Source organism: Erwinia sp. 009765445 (assembly GCF_058137865.1).
Genome location: NZ_JBYUWC010000006.1, coordinates 66,935 through 81,327 on the forward strand (window position 1 = coordinate 66,935; position 14,393 = coordinate 81,327).

At 56.2% G+C, this 14,393-nt stretch carries 15 protein-coding genes; 5 read left to right on the plus strand and 10 right to left on the minus strand.

The annotated features are described in order from the left end of the window. Window positions 1-48: 48 nt before the first annotated feature. Entirely contained in the window at window positions 49-2,562 is a 2,514-nt protein-coding gene (copA, locus tag AC3Y5R_RS07700; RefSeq protein ID WP_489920841.1) for a copper-exporting P-type ATPase CopA, read from the minus strand. Window positions 2,563-2,658: 96 nt separating this feature from the next. Here copA and cueR point away from each other — a divergent pair, with 96 nt between their 5' ends. Beyond that, a complete protein-coding gene (cueR, locus tag AC3Y5R_RS07705) occupies window positions 2,659-3,069 on the plus strand; it encodes a Cu(I)-responsive transcriptional regulator (RefSeq protein ID WP_489920842.1) in 411 nt (136 codons plus the stop codon). A 6-nt stretch (window positions 3,070-3,075) separates the two neighbouring features. Here cueR and AC3Y5R_RS07710 read toward each other — a convergent pair whose 3' ends face one another. Continuing rightward, a complete protein-coding gene (locus AC3Y5R_RS07710) occupies window positions 3,076-3,486 on the minus strand; it encodes a hypothetical protein (RefSeq protein WP_489920843.1) in 411 nt (136 codons plus the stop codon). Window positions 3,487-3,605: 119 nt separating this feature from the next. On the opposite strand from AC3Y5R_RS07710, the gene AC3Y5R_RS07715 reads away from it, so the two are divergent. Next, window positions 3,606-3,785: a hypothetical protein gene (locus AC3Y5R_RS07715; RefSeq protein WP_489920844.1), complete on the plus strand. Its 180-nt coding sequence runs from the start codon at window positions 3,606-3,608 to the stop codon at window positions 3,783-3,785. A 48-nt stretch (window positions 3,786-3,833) separates the two neighbouring features. On the opposite strand, the gene AC3Y5R_RS07720 is transcribed toward AC3Y5R_RS07715, so the two are convergent. The 5 genes from AC3Y5R_RS07720 to tesA all read right to left on the minus strand — a co-directional run bounded on the left by AC3Y5R_RS07720 (window position 3,834) and on the right by tesA (window position 7,693). Then, window positions 3,834-4,301 (minus strand): NfeD family protein, encoded by a 468-nt coding sequence (locus AC3Y5R_RS07720; RefSeq protein WP_489920845.1) that lies wholly within the window; start codon window positions 4,299-4,301, stop codon window positions 3,834-3,836. Further along, on the minus strand, window positions 4,301-5,215 hold the full coding sequence (locus AC3Y5R_RS07725) for an SPFH domain-containing protein (RefSeq protein WP_489920846.1): 915 nt from the start codon (window positions 5,213-5,215) through the stop codon (window positions 4,301-4,303). Before AC3Y5R_RS07725 ends, AC3Y5R_RS07720 begins: the two co-directional genes overlap by 1 nt. A 114-nt stretch (window positions 5,216-5,329) precedes the next feature. Then, window positions 5,330-6,187 (minus strand): co-chaperone YbbN, encoded by an 858-nt coding sequence (locus tag AC3Y5R_RS07730; RefSeq protein ID WP_489920847.1) that lies wholly within the window; start codon window positions 6,185-6,187, stop codon window positions 5,330-5,332. 77 nt (window positions 6,188-6,264) lie between these two features. Next, window positions 6,265-7,038 (minus strand): SDR family oxidoreductase, encoded by a 774-nt coding sequence (locus AC3Y5R_RS07735; RefSeq protein WP_489920848.1) that lies wholly within the window; start codon window positions 7,036-7,038, stop codon window positions 6,265-6,267. A gap of 31 nt (window positions 7,039-7,069) precedes the next feature. After that, window positions 7,070-7,693 carry a multifunctional acyl-CoA thioesterase I/protease I/lysophospholipase L1 gene (gene tesA / locus AC3Y5R_RS07740; RefSeq protein WP_489920849.1) on the minus strand — a complete coding sequence of 208 codons (624 nt, stop codon included), beginning with the start codon at window positions 7,691-7,693 and terminating at the stop codon, window positions 7,070-7,072. Between tesA and ybbA the strand changes: the two genes are divergently transcribed. The 3 genes from ybbA to AC3Y5R_RS07755 all read left to right on the plus strand — a co-directional run bounded on the left by ybbA (window position 7,664) and on the right by AC3Y5R_RS07755 (window position 11,593). Beyond that, on the plus strand, window positions 7,664-8,350 hold the full coding sequence (gene ybbA / locus AC3Y5R_RS07745) for a putative ABC transporter ATP-binding protein YbbA (protein WP_489920850.1): 687 nt from the start codon (window positions 7,664-7,666) through the stop codon (window positions 8,348-8,350). The two genes, tesA and ybbA, sit on opposite strands and share 30 nt — an antisense overlap. Then, window positions 8,347-10,773 carry a putative ABC transporter permease subunit YbbP gene (ybbP, locus tag AC3Y5R_RS07750; RefSeq protein WP_489920851.1) on the plus strand — a complete coding sequence of 809 codons (2,427 nt, stop codon included), beginning with the start codon at window positions 8,347-8,349 and terminating at the stop codon, window positions 10,771-10,773. Before ybbA ends, ybbP begins: the two co-directional genes overlap by 4 nt. Window positions 10,774-10,933: 160 nt before the next feature. Then, complete coding sequence (locus AC3Y5R_RS07755; RefSeq protein ID WP_489920852.1) at window positions 10,934-11,593, plus strand: acyl-homoserine-lactone synthase; 660 nt, start codon at window positions 10,934-10,936, stop codon at window positions 11,591-11,593. On the opposite strand, the gene AC3Y5R_RS07760 is transcribed toward AC3Y5R_RS07755, so the two are convergent. The 3 genes from AC3Y5R_RS07760 to purE all read right to left on the minus strand — a co-directional run bounded on the left by AC3Y5R_RS07760 (window position 11,555) and on the right by purE (window position 14,361). Beyond that, on the minus strand, window positions 11,555-12,298 hold the full coding sequence (locus AC3Y5R_RS07760; protein ID WP_489920853.1) for a helix-turn-helix transcriptional regulator: 744 nt from the start codon (window positions 12,296-12,298) through the stop codon (window positions 11,555-11,557). The two genes, AC3Y5R_RS07755 and AC3Y5R_RS07760, sit on opposite strands and share 39 nt — an antisense overlap. Before the next feature lie 489 nt (window positions 12,299-12,787). Continuing rightward, the gene (gene purK, locus AC3Y5R_RS07765) at window positions 12,788-13,855 is read right to left on the minus strand and encodes a 5-(carboxyamino)imidazole ribonucleotide synthase (protein WP_489920854.1); all 1,068 of its coding nucleotides are present in this window, start codon (window positions 13,853-13,855) and stop codon (window positions 12,788-12,790) included. Then, entirely contained in the window at window positions 13,852-14,361 is a 510-nt protein-coding gene (purE, locus tag AC3Y5R_RS07770) for a 5-(carboxyamino)imidazole ribonucleotide mutase (protein ID WP_489920855.1), read from the minus strand. Before purE ends, purK begins: the two co-directional genes overlap by 4 nt. Window positions 14,362-14,393: the final 32 nt, after the last annotated feature.

The following is a 14,393-nucleotide window of genomic DNA, read 5'->3' on the forward strand; positions in this document are numbered from 1 at the left end:
TGCTGAGGAACAGGGAAAAACGGGCCTTACGCCTGGGCCAGGCAAGGCTTACTCGCTGGCGGGAGGCTGATACCGGATCAGCCGGTTGGCGTTGCTCACTACGGTGATTGATGAGAGCGCCATGGCGGCACCGGCGACCACCGGACTGAGTAATGTTCCGGTCAGCGGATAGAGCACACCAGCCGCAATCGGGATGCCACAGGCGTTGTAAACAAACGCGCCCAGCAGGTTCTGCTTCATATTACGCAGTGTGGCTTGAGCAATAGCCAGCCCGTCGGCCAGCGCTGTCAGATCGTGTCGCATCAGCGTGATACCCGCGGTTTCAATCGCCACATCGCTGCCGCTTCCCATTGCAATCCCCACATCGCCCTGGGCCAGTGCCGGAGCATCATTAATGCCATCGCCAATCATCGCCACCTGCTGACCCTGCTGTTGCAGGCTACGGATGGCGTCCGCTTTGCCTTCCGGCAGAACACCGGCTATCACCTTATCCAGCCCTGCTTCATCCGCAATGGCTCTGGCAGTGATCTCGTTGTCGCCGGTCAGCATCACCAACTGATAGCCGCGTTTCCGCAGCCGCTTCAGCGTCTGTATGCTCTCAGCCCGCAGCGGATCGCGCACTGAAAAAATCGCCTGAATTTTACTGTTGGCGGCGAGCAACACAGGCGTGATGCCTTTCGCGGACTGCGCGGCTATCTGGGCATCAGCTTCAGCGGTGGCGATATTTTGCTGTGCCAGCAACGTGCTGTTGCCCAGCCACACCGTCATGCCGTCTACATTACCGCTGACGCCCAGTCCGCGTATTGTACGAAATTGCTCAATGCCAGGAAGACTCAGCGTACCGGCACGCTCAAGGATGGCATGGGCCAGCGGATGCTGTGAACCTTGTTCCAGCGCGGCTGCCAGTCTGAGCACCTGCTCTTCACTGGCCCCGTTGAACAGGGCAATTTCTACTACGCGGGGTTTGCCTTCGGTCAGCGTACCAGTTTTGTCGAACACCAGTGTGGAAAGGGTACTGGCACGCTGCAGGGCATCGGCATCGCGAACCAGTACGCCGAACTCCGCAGCCCGACCAACACCGGCAATAATCGACATGGGCGTTGCCAGCCCCAGCGCACAAGGGCAGGCGATAATCAGCACGGTGGTAGCGATAACCAAAGTGTAAACGATTTGCGGAGCAGGACCGACGAAATACCAGATTGCAGCACTGAGCACGGCGACAGCCACCACCGCAGGCACGAATACCGCTGAAATGCGGTCTGCCAGCTGGCCGATTTCCGGCTTGCTGCTTTGTGCCTGGCGAACCAGATTGATAATGCGCGACAGCGTGGTGTTTTTACCCACTGCGCTGGCGGTAAACAGTACGCTGCCATCCTGCATCACCGTACCAGCATGCACTTTATCCCCTTCGTCTTTCTCCTGTGGCAGCGCCTCGCCGGTCAGCATCGCCTCATCCAGCCAGGCCTCGCCCTGAGCAATGATGCCATCCACCGGCACGCGATCGCCGGTGGTCAGGCGCAGCGTCATGCCCGGCTGCACCTCTCTTAAATCGACAATTTTCTCTCCGGCTTCTGTGACCACTCGTGCGGTGGGCGGCGTCAAATCCAGCAGCCGCTCCAGTGCCTGCGAGGAGCGCTGGCGTGCCCGCTTCTCCAGCATATGGCCGAGGTTAATCAGCCCGATAATCATCGCGCTGGCTTCGTAATAAAGATGGCGGGCCTCATGTGGGAAGGCATCAGGCCATACATTCACGGTGATTGAATAGAGCCAGGCCGCAGCGGTCCCCAGTGCGACCAGCGTATCCATGGTTGCCGTACCTTTCAGCAGGCTGCGCCATGCACTACGGTAAAAATGGCCACCCGCAACGATCATCACCAGCAGAGTCAGGACGCCAGCCGTCAGCCAGCCGCTACGGTTGCTGTCAGTGAGCATCATGTTGTCGCCGATCGTTCCCCAGATCATCAGCGGAATGCCCAGCGTCAGCGCCATTAAAGCCTGCCAGCGGAAGCGGCGCATCGCCTGATCTGCTGTTTGCTGCTGTTTCTCACGGCGCTCGTTATCGTCTTCGAAAATTTCCGCACCGTAACCGGCATCCGATACTGCCTGGATCAGCGCATCCGGTGCTGCTTCACCCAGTACCAGCGCACTGCGTTCTGCAAGATTGACGCGGGCCTGGCTGACACCCGGCACTTTCTGCAGGGCGGTCTGAACCCGGCTGACACAGCTGGCGCAGCTCATGCCGTCAATCAGCAGGTGGAAACTTTCTGTATCCTGTGCCGGAAGCTGAGTAGGTTCCGCTGTCAGCGCTTCCGGCTGGGTTTCTGATACTGTCAGCGGATCAGGCTTTGGGTGAGCAGCACCCTGTGCCAGCGTGGCGTGGTAGCCTGCTTGTTCAACTGCGGCGATCAGTTCATCTGCGCCAGCAGTGCCGCTGATGCGCGCTTCGGTGATTGTCACTTCAGCCTGATCCACATCGGCGCGTTGCTCCAGCGTCTCTTTCACCCGTTTAACGCAGTGGCCGCAGGACAAACCTTCCAACGCCAGTAATGTAGTCTGTGACATGGTATTAACTCCTGATATTGCGGTTTGACCCCAGGGGCCTTTTGCAGTAGTTATGAAGGTTAAACCCTCCATCAAGGGGAAGGTCAAGGAGACAGCATGAATATCAGCGATGTGGCCCGTAAAACCGGGCTGACCAGCAAAGCGATCCGTTTTTACGAGGAGAAAGGGCTGGTCACCGCCCCGTTACGCAGTGAAAACGGCTACCGCAGCTACACGGCCAGACACCTCGAAGAACTGACTTTATTGCGCCAGGCGCGGCAGGTTGGTTTCAATCTGGAGGAGTGTCGGGAAATGGTGTCGCTGTTCAATAATCCTCAACGCCACAGTGCAGATGTCAAAGCGCGGACGCTGGCTAAAATGGCCGAGATTGAATCGCATATCCGTGAGCTGTCGCTGATGCGTGAACGCCTGCTGACGCTGGCCGAAAGCTGCCCTGGCGATGACAGCGCCGACTGCCCGATTATCAATAATCTGGCGGGATGCTGCCACACCAAAAACAGTGCCTGAATCAGCTCAGGCGCACCAGCCAAGGCGGCAGACCCGGCACCGGCAACACTGACAGCACTTTAAGTTTTTGCAGCGTCCGGACCTGGGAACGTTCAAGATGCTTCCGCAGCCCCAGAGCGGCCAGCTCCCCTTCAGCAGCATGTCATACACCAGTTTGTGTTCATCGACGATGGCCGCGTCCAGCGGGATTGCCAGCATCTCATAAAAAATTCGCTTAACAATCAGTGGCGACTGACTCTGGCGCAGGATCTCCATCATCGTGCGGTTACCGGCAGGCTCCAGGCAGTGCAGATGCAGATCGTCTTCGAGCTGTACCAGCATCGTCGGGCTGATATGCCGGTCAGCAATCAGCTCCAGCCTGCCGGGCGGATCAGCATGCTGCCATTGACCCATAACGCCGACAGTTTTGCCTGTCACGCCGATTGCTTACCGCCAGCTTTAAGCCGCGAAGAGGAGAGCTGAGGCTGGCTGTTGCATCCGGCTTTTGCCGGTAGGGCCGCGTTGCAGGACGATGCGGCGGCTGGCCGGGCGCGATTATGGCCCGTCAGGGATACTACATCTCCAATCCGGAGAGAACGCGGGCACATCTTTCGACTGCCGAGTGGGATGTCTGGTACGGCGGAAAACCGACCAGCGAAGTGTTGCCGGATGCCGCCGGAAACCCCCTGATTGCAAAGGGGAGATCCGTGATGGCGGCAGTTACGAACAGCGGATGAGCCACATCGGCGTATGGAACTCAGTGATGAATGAGCACAACTATCTGGTCAGACGCTGGCAGGATTATCTGCAAGCCTGATAATCCGCAGGGTAATTCCTTCAACGGCCACCACTGTGACGTGCGTGCCAGCCGGGAAATCATCCGTAGCCTGCACACGCCAGCTGCTGTCGCCAATTCTGACGTGACCAATGCCGTCCACCAGCGCTTCATCCAGCGTCAACTTGCGGCCAATCATCTGATTGCCGCGCTGGTTAAGTGAGGAGGGCGGTTCGCTGCGATCGCGGCCTTTCAGCCAGCGGTACCAGCCCAGCGCGGAGAGCACCGTCAGCACCGCAAAACTGATGCACTGCCATTCCCACGACAGCGGCACCAGCCACACCAGCAGGCTGACCAGCAGCGCGGCCACGCCGCTCCACAACAGATAACCGCTGGTGCCCAGCATTTCTGCCGCCAATAATACGCCCCCGATCGTCAGCCATAACCACCAGGGGTTTGCGATCAGTTCGGCGACCATCAGGCACCCCGGTCTTTTTTGGTTTCGCTCAGCAGTTCGGAGATCCCGGCGATGGAGCCCATCAGGCTGGTGGCATCCAGCGGCATCATCACCATTTTGCTGTTATTGGCGGTGCCAATTTTCTGGAGGGCATCGGTGTATTTCTGCGCCACAAAGTAGTTAATGGCCTGGATATCACCGGCAGCGATGGCTTCTGACACCATTTTGGTCGCCGCGGCTTCTGCTTCCGCGCTACGTTCACGCGCTTCCGCCTGTAAGAATGCTGACTGTCTTTCCCCTTCGGCTTTCAGGATCTGAGACTGCTTTTCCCCTTCGGCACGCAGGATAGCGGCCTGACGTACCCCTTCCGCTTCCAGAATATCGGCGCGTTTGGTCCGCTCCGCCTTCATCTGTGCGTTCATCGATGCAATCAGCTCGGCCGGTGGGCGCACGTCGCGGATCTCGATTCGGGTGATTTTAATCCCCCAGGGGTTGGTTGCCTCATCCACAATACGCAGCAGCCGGGTATTGATATTGTCACGCTGCGACAGCATCTCATCCAGCTCCATCGAGCCAAGCACGGTACGCATATTGGTCATGGTCAGATTGATAATCGCCAGTTCCAGGTTGCTGACTTCATAGGCTGCACGGGCAGGATCAACGGCCTGGATAAAGCACACCGCATCAATGGTGACGCTGGCGTTGTCTTTGGAGATGATCTCCTGCGAGGGGATGTCCAGTACCTGTTCCATCATGCTGATCTTGCGACCCACACGATCCATAAACGGCACCAGCAGATTAAGGCCAGGCTGCAGGGTTTTGGTATAGCGGCCAAAGCGCTCAACCGTCCACTGATAACCCTGAGGGACAATTTTGATGCCGGACCAGACGACGATCAGCGCCAGAACGATAATGACAGGAATAACAGTCAGCATATAACCTCCGGATTGTTGTTTTTGGGCTGAGTCATTCAGCCATCCGCTGTAGTGTTCGTGTTGCAGCCGCGTACTGCAACACGAATGTTAAGCGGATCAGATAACTCTTTGAAATCAGTAGAGCAAAGAGTAGAGCTGACGGCGGTATTTCGCCGCCAGCGCATCGCCGGTTCCCAGCGCGGCCAGGATCTCCTGCAGCATTTTACGCACCTGGCCGTCCGCTGCACTCAAATCTTTCTTCAGATAGCCGAACAGCAGTTCCAGCGCTTCTTCATTACGGCCAACCTGATGCAGTTGCAGGGCCAGCTTGGTCGCCAGCTCTGCATTGGTTGGGTCCGCTTCAATCTGCTGCTGCAACTGCTGAATTTCCGGCGTATCGGCCGCCTGCTTCAGCAGGTCGATCTGCGCAATCAGCCCCTGATAGCGTGTATCCTTATCCTGCAGCGGCACCACGTCCAGCACCGCCTGCGCTTCATCGCTGCGGTTGAGGTTGATCAGCGCTTCAGCCAGCAGGAAGCCCATCTCGCTGTTCTGGTTGCTCAACTGCCAGGCCTCTTTCAGCAGCGGCAGCGCTTCCAGTACTTTGCCTTCTTCCACCAGTTGCATAGCCTGCTGAGCTTTCAGCTCTTCTTCTTTTGGCAGCACCTTGTGCAGCAGCGCGCGGATCGCATCTTCCGGCTGCGGGCCCTGGAAGCCGTCGACCGGCTGGCCGTTCTGGAACAGATACACGGTCGGGATGGAACGCAGGCCAAACTGCTGGGCCACGGCCGGTTCAGCATCACAATCCAGCTCAGCCAGAATAAACTGACCGGCGTACTCCTGTGCCAGACGCTCCAGCACCGGGGTCAGCTCCTGACAGTGCTGGCTGCGACCAGACCAGAAATAGAACAGGACCGGGATCTGCATCGACTGCTCGAGCGTCTGTTGCAGGTTGGTTTCGTTAATACTAATGATGGCAGCTTGTGGTGACATGAATTCGTCTCTTTTACAGGGTTTCTTACTCTATTGGGGCAGCAGCCCGTGCTTCAAGGTTTATTACCGTTATCCGTTTATTTACCTCGCAAAATGCGATCCAGTATCCAGCCCGGAAGTAAACGTCGCAACAGCCCCATCGTATGGGCGACCAGAGTCACGGGGTAACGCAGGCGTGGCCTTTTACTCTCCAGCGCATGATGAAGTTTAGGCAAAATGGCTTCCGGTGGCAGGGTAAAACGGGCAGCGATGCCGGGATTTTTTACCGGTTTATCCTGCTGCGCCTGATTGACGTTGTCGGTGAAACGGGTCTTGATCGGGCCTGGCTCGATCAGGCTGACGCGAATGCCACTGCCATGCAATTCCATGCGTAATGCGTCTGACCATGCCTCCAGAGCATATTTGCTGGCGGCGTAAATGCCCCGGCCCGGTGTGGAGATCAGCCCCAGTACCGAGCTGGTATTCACAACCCGCGCATCGCCGCTGGCCCGCAGCGCAGGCAGGAGTAACGTGGTCAGCTGGTGGGTGCCGAATACGTTGGTGGCAAACTGCTGTTCCATCTGTTCCCGGCTGATTGATTCCAGTGGGCCGTAAACGCCATAGCCACCGTTGTTAAACAAGGCGAACAGGCGGTTATCACATAATTCAAGGATCTCAGCCGCTGCACGGGCCACGCTGTCACGATCGTTAAGATCCAGCTCAATGCCGGTAAAGCCGAGTCCGCCCATGCGTTGAACGTCTTCCTGTTTGCGGCACGCGGCGAAAATACGGTAGCCGCGACGCAGCAAATCGTTGGCGGCAACCAGACCAATACCACTGGAACATCCGGTAATTACTACTGTTTTTTGCATAACTTTACCTGTCAAAGGTCTTCAAATCCGGTCACTCATGCTTAACTAATGGGGCCAGCGCTTTGGCCATCAGTCCGGCAATAAACGGCTGAGCATCGGGATTGGGATGGATCCCATCCTGTTGCATCCACTCGGGTTTGAGGTAAACCTGTTCCATGAAAAAAGGCACCAGCGGGACAGAAAACTCTTTTGCCAGTCTGGGGTAAATCCCGCTGAAAGATTCAGTATAACGGCGGCCATAGTTGGCTGGCAGACGGATTTGCATCAGCAGCGGCTGAGCGTTCGCAGCTTTCACCTGGGTAATGATTTTACTGAGATCCTGCTCGATATTCTGCGGTGGGAAGCCGCGTAAACCGTCATTACCCCCCAGTTCAATCAGTACCCAGCGCGGTTGATGCTGCTTCAGCAACGCGGGCAGGCGAGCCAGTCCCTGCGTCGCGGTATCTCCGCTTATGCTACCGTTGATAATGGCGGGGGTTTTCTGCCATTTATCATTGAGTAACGCAGGCCACGCTGCGGTGGCGGACATCCGGTAACCGGCGCTCAGGCTGTCGCCGAGCACCAGCAGGGTATCTGCCGCCGTCGCGCGGAGCGTCATCAGCGCCAATAATAACAGGACAGGGTAATGCCAGCGGAAAACATTCTTGAAGTTCATCGTCTTAGTAAGTCCGTCGGTCAGGGGGAGCATCAGCTTTCCATCCTTACCGGAGTTGAGCTGGTTGTCAAACCGGCCGAAACCATCGCCCTGATCGGCGAGTCGGGTTCCGGTAAGTCGACGCTGTTGGGGATACTGGCAGGTCTGGATGACGGCAGCGACGGGGAAGTGTTTATGCTCGGCTCTCCGTTACACCAGTTGAATGAAGAGCAAAGGGCAGAGCTGCGGGCAAAGAGCGTTGGTTTTGTCTTCCAGTCTTTTATGCTGGTCCCCACCCTTAATGCTATCGAGAATGTCCAGCTACCTGCGCTGCTGCGGGGCGAGAGCGATCGCCAGAGTCGTGAACAGGCCCGCACCCTGCTGGCACAGCTTGGTCTGGCAGAACGTCTGACCCATTTACCCTCCCAGCTATCCGGCGGTGAGCAGCAGCGCGTGGCGCTGGCAAGGGCGTTTAATGGCCGCCCGGCGCTGCTTTTTGCCGATGAGCCAACCGGCAATCTTGACCGAAACACCGGCGAGCGCATTGCCGACCTGCTATTCTCCCTGAACCGTGATTTTGCCACCACGCTGATTCTGGTTACTCATGACGAGCAGCTGGCAGCCCGCTGCGACCGCCGTCTGCGGATGCGCGACGGTAAGTTGTGGGAGGAAGCATGATCTGGCGCTGGTTCTGGCGGGAGTGGAAATCTCCCTCGCTGCTGATTGTCTGGCTGGCGCTGACCCTGGCGGTGGCCTGCGTGCTGGCGCTGGGCTCGCTCAGCGACAGAATGGAAAAGGGGCTGACCCAACAGAGTCGTGACTTTATGGCGGGCGACAGAACGCTGCAAAGCTCGCGCGAGGTACCGCAGGAGTGGCTGGATGAAGCCCGCCGCGACGGATTACAGGTCGGCCGCCAGCTGACGTTTATGACCATGACCTTTGCCGGAGAGACACCGCAGCTGGCCTCGGTGAAGGCGGTGGATGACCTCTATCCGATGTTTGGCACGCTGGCGACCGAACCAGCAGGGCTGAAACCGGCAGCCGGAACGGTACTGGCCGCGCCACGCCTGCTGGCATTACTCAATCTGAAAGCTGGCAGCAATCTGGATGTGGGCGATACCACGCTTCGCACTGCTGGTGAGGTGATTCAGGAGCCGGATTCCGGCTTTAACCCTTTCCAGACTGCACCCCGGCTACTGATGAACCTGACCGACGTGCAGAAAACCGGCGCAATTCAGCCCGGCAGCCGCGTGACCTGGCGCTATAAATTTGCCGGGACGCCAGAGCAGCTCGCACGCTATGACAGCTATATCGGGTCCCATATCAAACCGGATCAGCGCTGGATCAGCGTGGAAAACTCTGAAGATGCGCTCGGCAAATCGATGCAGCGTGCTCAGCAGTTCTTGCTGCTCTCCGCGCTGCTGACGTTGATGCTGGCGATTGCTGCGGTGGCGGTGGCGATGAGCCACTATTGCAGCAGTCGTTACGATCTGGTGGCGGTGCTAAAAACGCTGGGCGCTAACCGTGCTGCTCTGCGCAAACTGATTGTCGGGCATTGGCTGGCAGTGCTGTTGTTGGCAGCGGTGTGTGGCAGCATTATTGGCATGGGCTTTGAGGTACTGCTGCTGAGAATGTTGAAGCCGGTGCTGCCTGGTGAACTGCCTGCTGCCAGCGCCTGGCCGTGGCTGTGGGCGGTAGGCTCGCTGTTTATTATCTCGCTGCTGGTGGGACTCAGACCTTATCGCCTGCTGCTGGCGACCCAGCCGCTGCGGGTTCTGCGACGGGATGCCGTGGCGAACATATGGCCGCTGAAATATTACCTTCCGGCGATGGCGCTGGTGTTGGTGATCCTGCTGGCGCTGCTGGCGCTGCTGGTGGGCGGCAGCAAGCTGCTCTGGGCGCTGATCGGCGGCATTGTGCTGCTTTCGCTGTTACTGGGCGGCATTGGCTGGCTGGCGCTGATGATGTTGCGTCGTCTGACCGTACGCAGTCTGGCTTTCCGGCTGGCGGTCAACCGGCTGCTGCGCCAGTCGTGGACCACGCTAAGCCAGCTGGCGGCTTTCTCGCTCTCCTTTATGCTGCTGGCGCTGCTGCTGGTGATGCGCGGCGATCTGCTGGATCGCTGGCAACAGCAACTTCCTCCGGGAAGCCCGAACTACTTCCTGCTTAACCTGACTCAGGATCAGGTGCCGCAGGTGAAAAACTTCCTGCAACAGCATCAGGTCGAACCGCAGACTTTCTATCCGATAGCCAGAGTGCGGTTGACCGGAATCGATAATAAACCGGCCGATCCCTCGCTGGATAATTCGCTCAACCGCGAACTTAATCTGACCTGGCTGGAACAATTGCCGGATCATAACCCACTCACTGCAGGAAGCTGGCCGCCGAAGAAGGGCGAAGTTTCCATGGAGGAGGCTCTGGCGGGGCGACTGGGGGTGAAGCTGGGCGATACGCTGACTTTTACTGGCGACACTCAGGAGTTTTCGGCAAAAATCACCAGCTTCCGCAAAGTGGACTGGGAGAGCCTGAAACCGAACTTCTTCTTTATCTTCCCGCCTGGCGCGCTGGACGATCAGCCACAGACCTGGCTTACCAGCTTCCGGCTGGATAACAACAATGCGCTGCTGGCTCAGCTGAACCGGGAGTTCCCGACGCTAAGCCTGCTGGATATCGGCAGCATTCTGCGGCAGATCGGCCAGGTGCTGGCGCAGGTCAGCCAGGCGCTTGAGATTATGGTGGTGCTGGTAACGGCGTGTGGCGTGTTATTGCTGCTGGCACAGGTACAGGTCGGCATGCGCCAGCGCAGGCAGGAACTGGTGGTGTACCGCACGCTGGGAGCCAGTAAAAAGCTGCTGCGTGGGACGTTGTGGTGCGAGTTTGCGCTGCTGGGGGCCGTTTCCGGCATTGCCGCCGCCATCGGGGCTGAAGCCGCGCTGTGGGGTCTGCAGCGCAAGGTGTTTGACTTCCCGTGGGAGCCAGATTTCCTGCTGTGGATGGCGTTGCCGTTAACCGGAGCGTTGCTGCTGTCGGTATGCGGTGGCTGGCTGGGCATCCGGCTTCTCAGAGGTAAAGCCCTGTTCAGAAGCTATAACGCCGAGTAATATAGAGGCCGGTAGAGACCGGCCTCAGTCATTATCGTCCTTTTCTTAATCAGCCTTCGAAAACCGTTCCGCCAGGAAACTTTTGGGTGCACCGAAGGCGTTACTTATTACGAAAAGGAGAGGATGGGGATGTGTATATTAAAATCAGGGAATAATAACAATGTTGGATTTGCTTGATGTCAGTTACCCGCTCCTTTCGGAAGTCAGAAGCAGGGAGTTGTTTACTCTGAGAAAAGAAGTCTTCAAGGACAGACTCAACTGGATGGTGAGCAGCGAGAATAATATGGAGTCTGATGAGTATGATAATCAACAGACCACTTATATCTTCGGCGTGTATAATAATGTTTGTATATGCAGTCTGCGTTTTATTGAAATTAAATACCCCAATATGATCACGGGGACATTTAAATCCTGGTTTAAAAATATCGATTTGCCTGAAGGCAATTATGTTGAGGCGAGTCGGCTATTTATAGATAAAAATCGGGTTCAGGCGCTGGAGCTTCGTCAGCAGCCCATCAGTGCGCTGCTGTTCCTGTCGATGATTAACTACGCCAGACATAATCAGTACGAAGGGATTTATGCCATTGTCAGCCACCCAATGTACCTGATTTTCAAAAAATCAGGCTGGGAGATCTCGGTGATTGAGCAGGGATTCTCTGAGAAGCAGCAGAATATCTATCTGATTTATATGCCAGTGGATAAACCGAACCAGCAACGGCTGATTGATAATGTGCACGCAAAGGCACCCGAACTGGAGTGTCAACTGGATGGCTGGCCGCTGTCATTCCCCGTCAGAAAGAACGGGCCTGATAAGTTGTAGCTCAATTCCCAGCCTGATCGCGTGTTTTGCATTGGTAACGCCCAGCTTTTTGACGGCGTTGCCGATGTGATATTTCACGGTAGTGAGTTTGATGCCCAGGATCAGGGCAATCTCCTGATAGGATTTACCGACGCTGGCCCAGTAGATGATCTCATTTTCCCTTTTTGAGAAAATTTCCCGGTTGTTCATTTGATCAAAATCTTTTTTACTGGCCAGCTCCTGATAAAGCAAGGTCAGCTTTTCATGGGTCTTGATCAACAACATCTGAATTTTGTGTTTATTATCTTTGATCAGCTCTTCAGTATTATCGTCACAATGCTTATCCAGCATAATAGAGAGCACGACGAGATTATTATTGTGATCGTGAAGGACAAAGGTATAGCCGTTAACGATGTTGTGGTTCTTCGCCATATCAAACAGCTTGGGAACCTTAACACCTTTATTCAACATGATGTTTTCATCCCAGGAGAATGGGGTGATACGGTAAAGCGCTGTGATTAAAACCGGGTCGATAAACTGAAAATTATTTTTGGTATAAACTTCGAACCACTCTTTGCGATTGGAGATAATCGAAAAGTCTGCCGGGTTCCGTTTGCTCATGATGGCATAGGCATACTTGATGTTGTTGTACTGGCTGAGTTTTCTTTCCAGATAATCCTGAATAGATGAATTAATGGCCGGGTTACCAAAAAATAGTTTCGTCATATCACTGTCTCCCTGGGAAAGTAAATCCTCCGTAGTTGAGCAATGTTAACATATCTTTAATTTTCCAGCCACGTTAACGGTACGGGAGTGGGTGAGAGAAGGTGAAGCAACGGACAGGAGAGGTAAGGTGAACCAAAGCGTATCAGGCTAAATTTAGTTGTAAGGAAAACTAATATTTAAAATGCATGAACTGATAGCAATGGTTCCCTTGGTGTTGGCAAAAAATAACTAACTAACTAACTGAAATTACTTTTTATTTGTTTTAACTGCTGGGTCATACAATACGAAATTTTAGGGGTGAAAAAAAGCCATACTTAAGTACAGTTAAGCACTGTCCTTTTTGACCGACCGGATACTCAGGCGAGGCGTAGCGGGGGAGAGGGAGTGTTCAGATAACAAAAAAGAGGCAAATTAGCTTGCCTCTTCTGATTAGCATTTACCCGGGTTATTTATCGATCACTGCCGGGATTGTGCAGAACAGCACATTTCTTAGCTGAGTCGCTCTACTGCCCAGGCAATTCCGCTGGCGTACTCTTCAGGAAGTTGAGGGACCAGCGCGTTCAGCGCCTGTTGCAGCGAGCCGGCGCTGACATCAGACAGGTTCAGGTGGCCAACTTTGCGGCCAGGGCGGACTTCTTTCTCATACCAGTGCAGATGAACCAGCGATTCGTTCAGCCAGGCTGTGTTTACCGCAGTGCCGATCAGGTTGACCATTACGGAAGGGGTGCTGACCACCGGCTTCGGCAGCGGCAGGTCCAGAATGGCACGCAGATGCAGCTCGAACTGACTGATCGAGGCACCGTTTTGCGTCCAGTGTCCGCTGTTGTGCACGCGCGGGGCCAGCTCATTGATCAGCAGGCCTTCCGGCACCACAAAGCACTCCATCGCCATCACGCCGACATAGTTAAGTTCGTTCATGATGGCAGACAACATTGACTCAGCCTGCTGCTGGCGGGTCGCATCCGGCTCTGGCAGTGCCACGCTGGTGCGCAGAATGCCGTCCTGATGCAGGTTATGGGTCAGCGGGTAAAACACGGTGTTGCCATCGTGCCCACGGGCTCCTACCAGCGACACTTCGCCAGAGAAGTTGATCCCCTGCTCGACGATACATTCGCCATAGCAGTCGGCTGGAAGCGCATCAGTCTCACCGTCGCGAAGGCGCCACTGACCACGGCCATCATAGCCACCAGTGCGGCGCTTAACGATGGCGAGTTCACCCAGCGAGGCAAACACCTGCGGCCATTCGCTGGCATCTGCCAGCAACTGCCAGGGTGCGGTAGCCAGACCCAACTGATCCAGTAACTGCTTCTGCGTCAGTCGATCAGCCAGGCGAGGGAAAATATCGCGGTTAACAAATGCAGTGTGGTCAGCCAGCTCGCGCGTCAGTGCCGTTTCCGGCCAGCGCTCGATTTCTGCGGTAATCACGCTCTGATGGATCGGCAGCGCTTCCGGCTCGGCATCCAGCCCAACAGGGTAAACCGCGATGCCCAGCGGCTCACCGGCCTGGCGCAGCATACGGCCCAGCTGACCGTTTCCTAATACGCAAACTGGCTTCATGCTTCCTCCCGCGGGTCCGGGTTGTTCAGCACTTCATCGGTCTGAGTCTGACGCCAGTTGGTGAGCCGTGAAGCCAGATCCGCATCGTGCAGCGCCAGAATCTGGGCTGCCAGCAGCGCCGCATTAGCAGCACCCGCTTTGCCAATCGCCAGCGTTCCGACAGGAATACCGCGCGGCATCTGCACGATGGAGTAGAGGCTGTCGACGCCGCTCAGCGCTGCGCTCTGCACCGGCACACCCAGTACCGGCACCAGCGTTTTGGCCGCCAGCATACCCGGAAGATGAGCCGCTCCGCCTGCACCCGCAATGATCACCTGAAAACCGTTCTCCGCGGCCTGTTCGGCAAAGCTGAACAGTTTGTCCGGCGTGCGGTGCGCTGAAACCACTTCGCAATGGAAAGGAACGGCCAGGCTGGTGAGGATCTCCGCGGAAAATTGCATGGTTGCCCAGTCACTTTTGGAACCCATAACAATAGCAATGCGGGCCGGTGCGGCGTTGGATGACATGCGGGTCTGACTCCTGTGATTGTACAAACGTC

What these genes read in the sequence shown, in the direction of transcription:
- cueR (WP_489920842.1), top strand. Translation starts at nt 2,659, where the DNA reads ATGAATATCAGCGATGTGGCCCGTAAAACCGGGCTGACCAGCAAAGCG.
- AC3Y5R_RS07720 (WP_489920845.1), bottom strand. Translation starts at nt 4,301, where the DNA reads ATGGTCGCCGAACTGATCGCAAACCCCTGGTGGTTATGGCTGACGATC.
- AC3Y5R_RS07730 (WP_489920847.1), bottom strand. Translation starts at nt 6,187, where the DNA reads ATGTCACCACAAGCTGCCATCATTAGTATTAACGAAACCAACCTGCAA.
- purE (WP_489920855.1), bottom strand. Translation starts at nt 14,361, where the DNA reads ATGTCATCCAACGCCGCACCGGCCCGCATTGCTATTGTTATGGGTTCC.
- AC3Y5R_RS07725 (WP_489920846.1), bottom strand. Translation starts at nt 5,215, where the DNA reads ATGCTGACTGTTATTCCTGTCATTATCGTTCTGGCGCTGATCGTCGTC.
- ybbA (WP_489920850.1), top strand. Translation starts at nt 7,664, where the DNA reads ATGCCAGCGGAAAACATTCTTGAAGTTCATCGTCTTAGTAAGTCCGTC.
- ybbP (WP_489920851.1), top strand. Translation starts at nt 8,347, where the DNA reads ATGATCTGGCGCTGGTTCTGGCGGGAGTGGAAATCTCCCTCGCTGCTG.
- AC3Y5R_RS07735 (WP_489920848.1), bottom strand. Translation starts at nt 7,038, where the DNA reads ATGCAAAAAACAGTAGTAATTACCGGATGTTCCAGTGGTATTGGTCTG.
- purK (WP_489920854.1), bottom strand. Translation starts at nt 13,855, where the DNA reads ATGAAGCCAGTTTGCGTATTAGGAAACGGTCAGCTGGGCCGTATGCTG.
- tesA (WP_489920849.1), bottom strand. Translation starts at nt 7,693, where the DNA reads ATGAACTTCAAGAATGTTTTCCGCTGGCATTACCCTGTCCTGTTATTA.
- AC3Y5R_RS07755 (WP_489920852.1), top strand. Translation starts at nt 10,934, where the DNA reads ATGTTGGATTTGCTTGATGTCAGTTACCCGCTCCTTTCGGAAGTCAGA.
- AC3Y5R_RS07715 (WP_489920844.1), top strand. Translation starts at nt 3,606, where the DNA reads ATGGCCCGTCAGGGATACTACATCTCCAATCCGGAGAGAACGCGGGCA.
- copA (WP_489920841.1), bottom strand. Translation starts at nt 2,562, where the DNA reads ATGTCACAGACTACATTACTGGCGTTGGAAGGTTTGTCCTGCGGCCAC.
- AC3Y5R_RS07760 (WP_489920853.1), bottom strand. Translation starts at nt 12,298, where the DNA reads ATGACGAAACTATTTTTTGGTAACCCGGCCATTAATTCATCTATTCAG.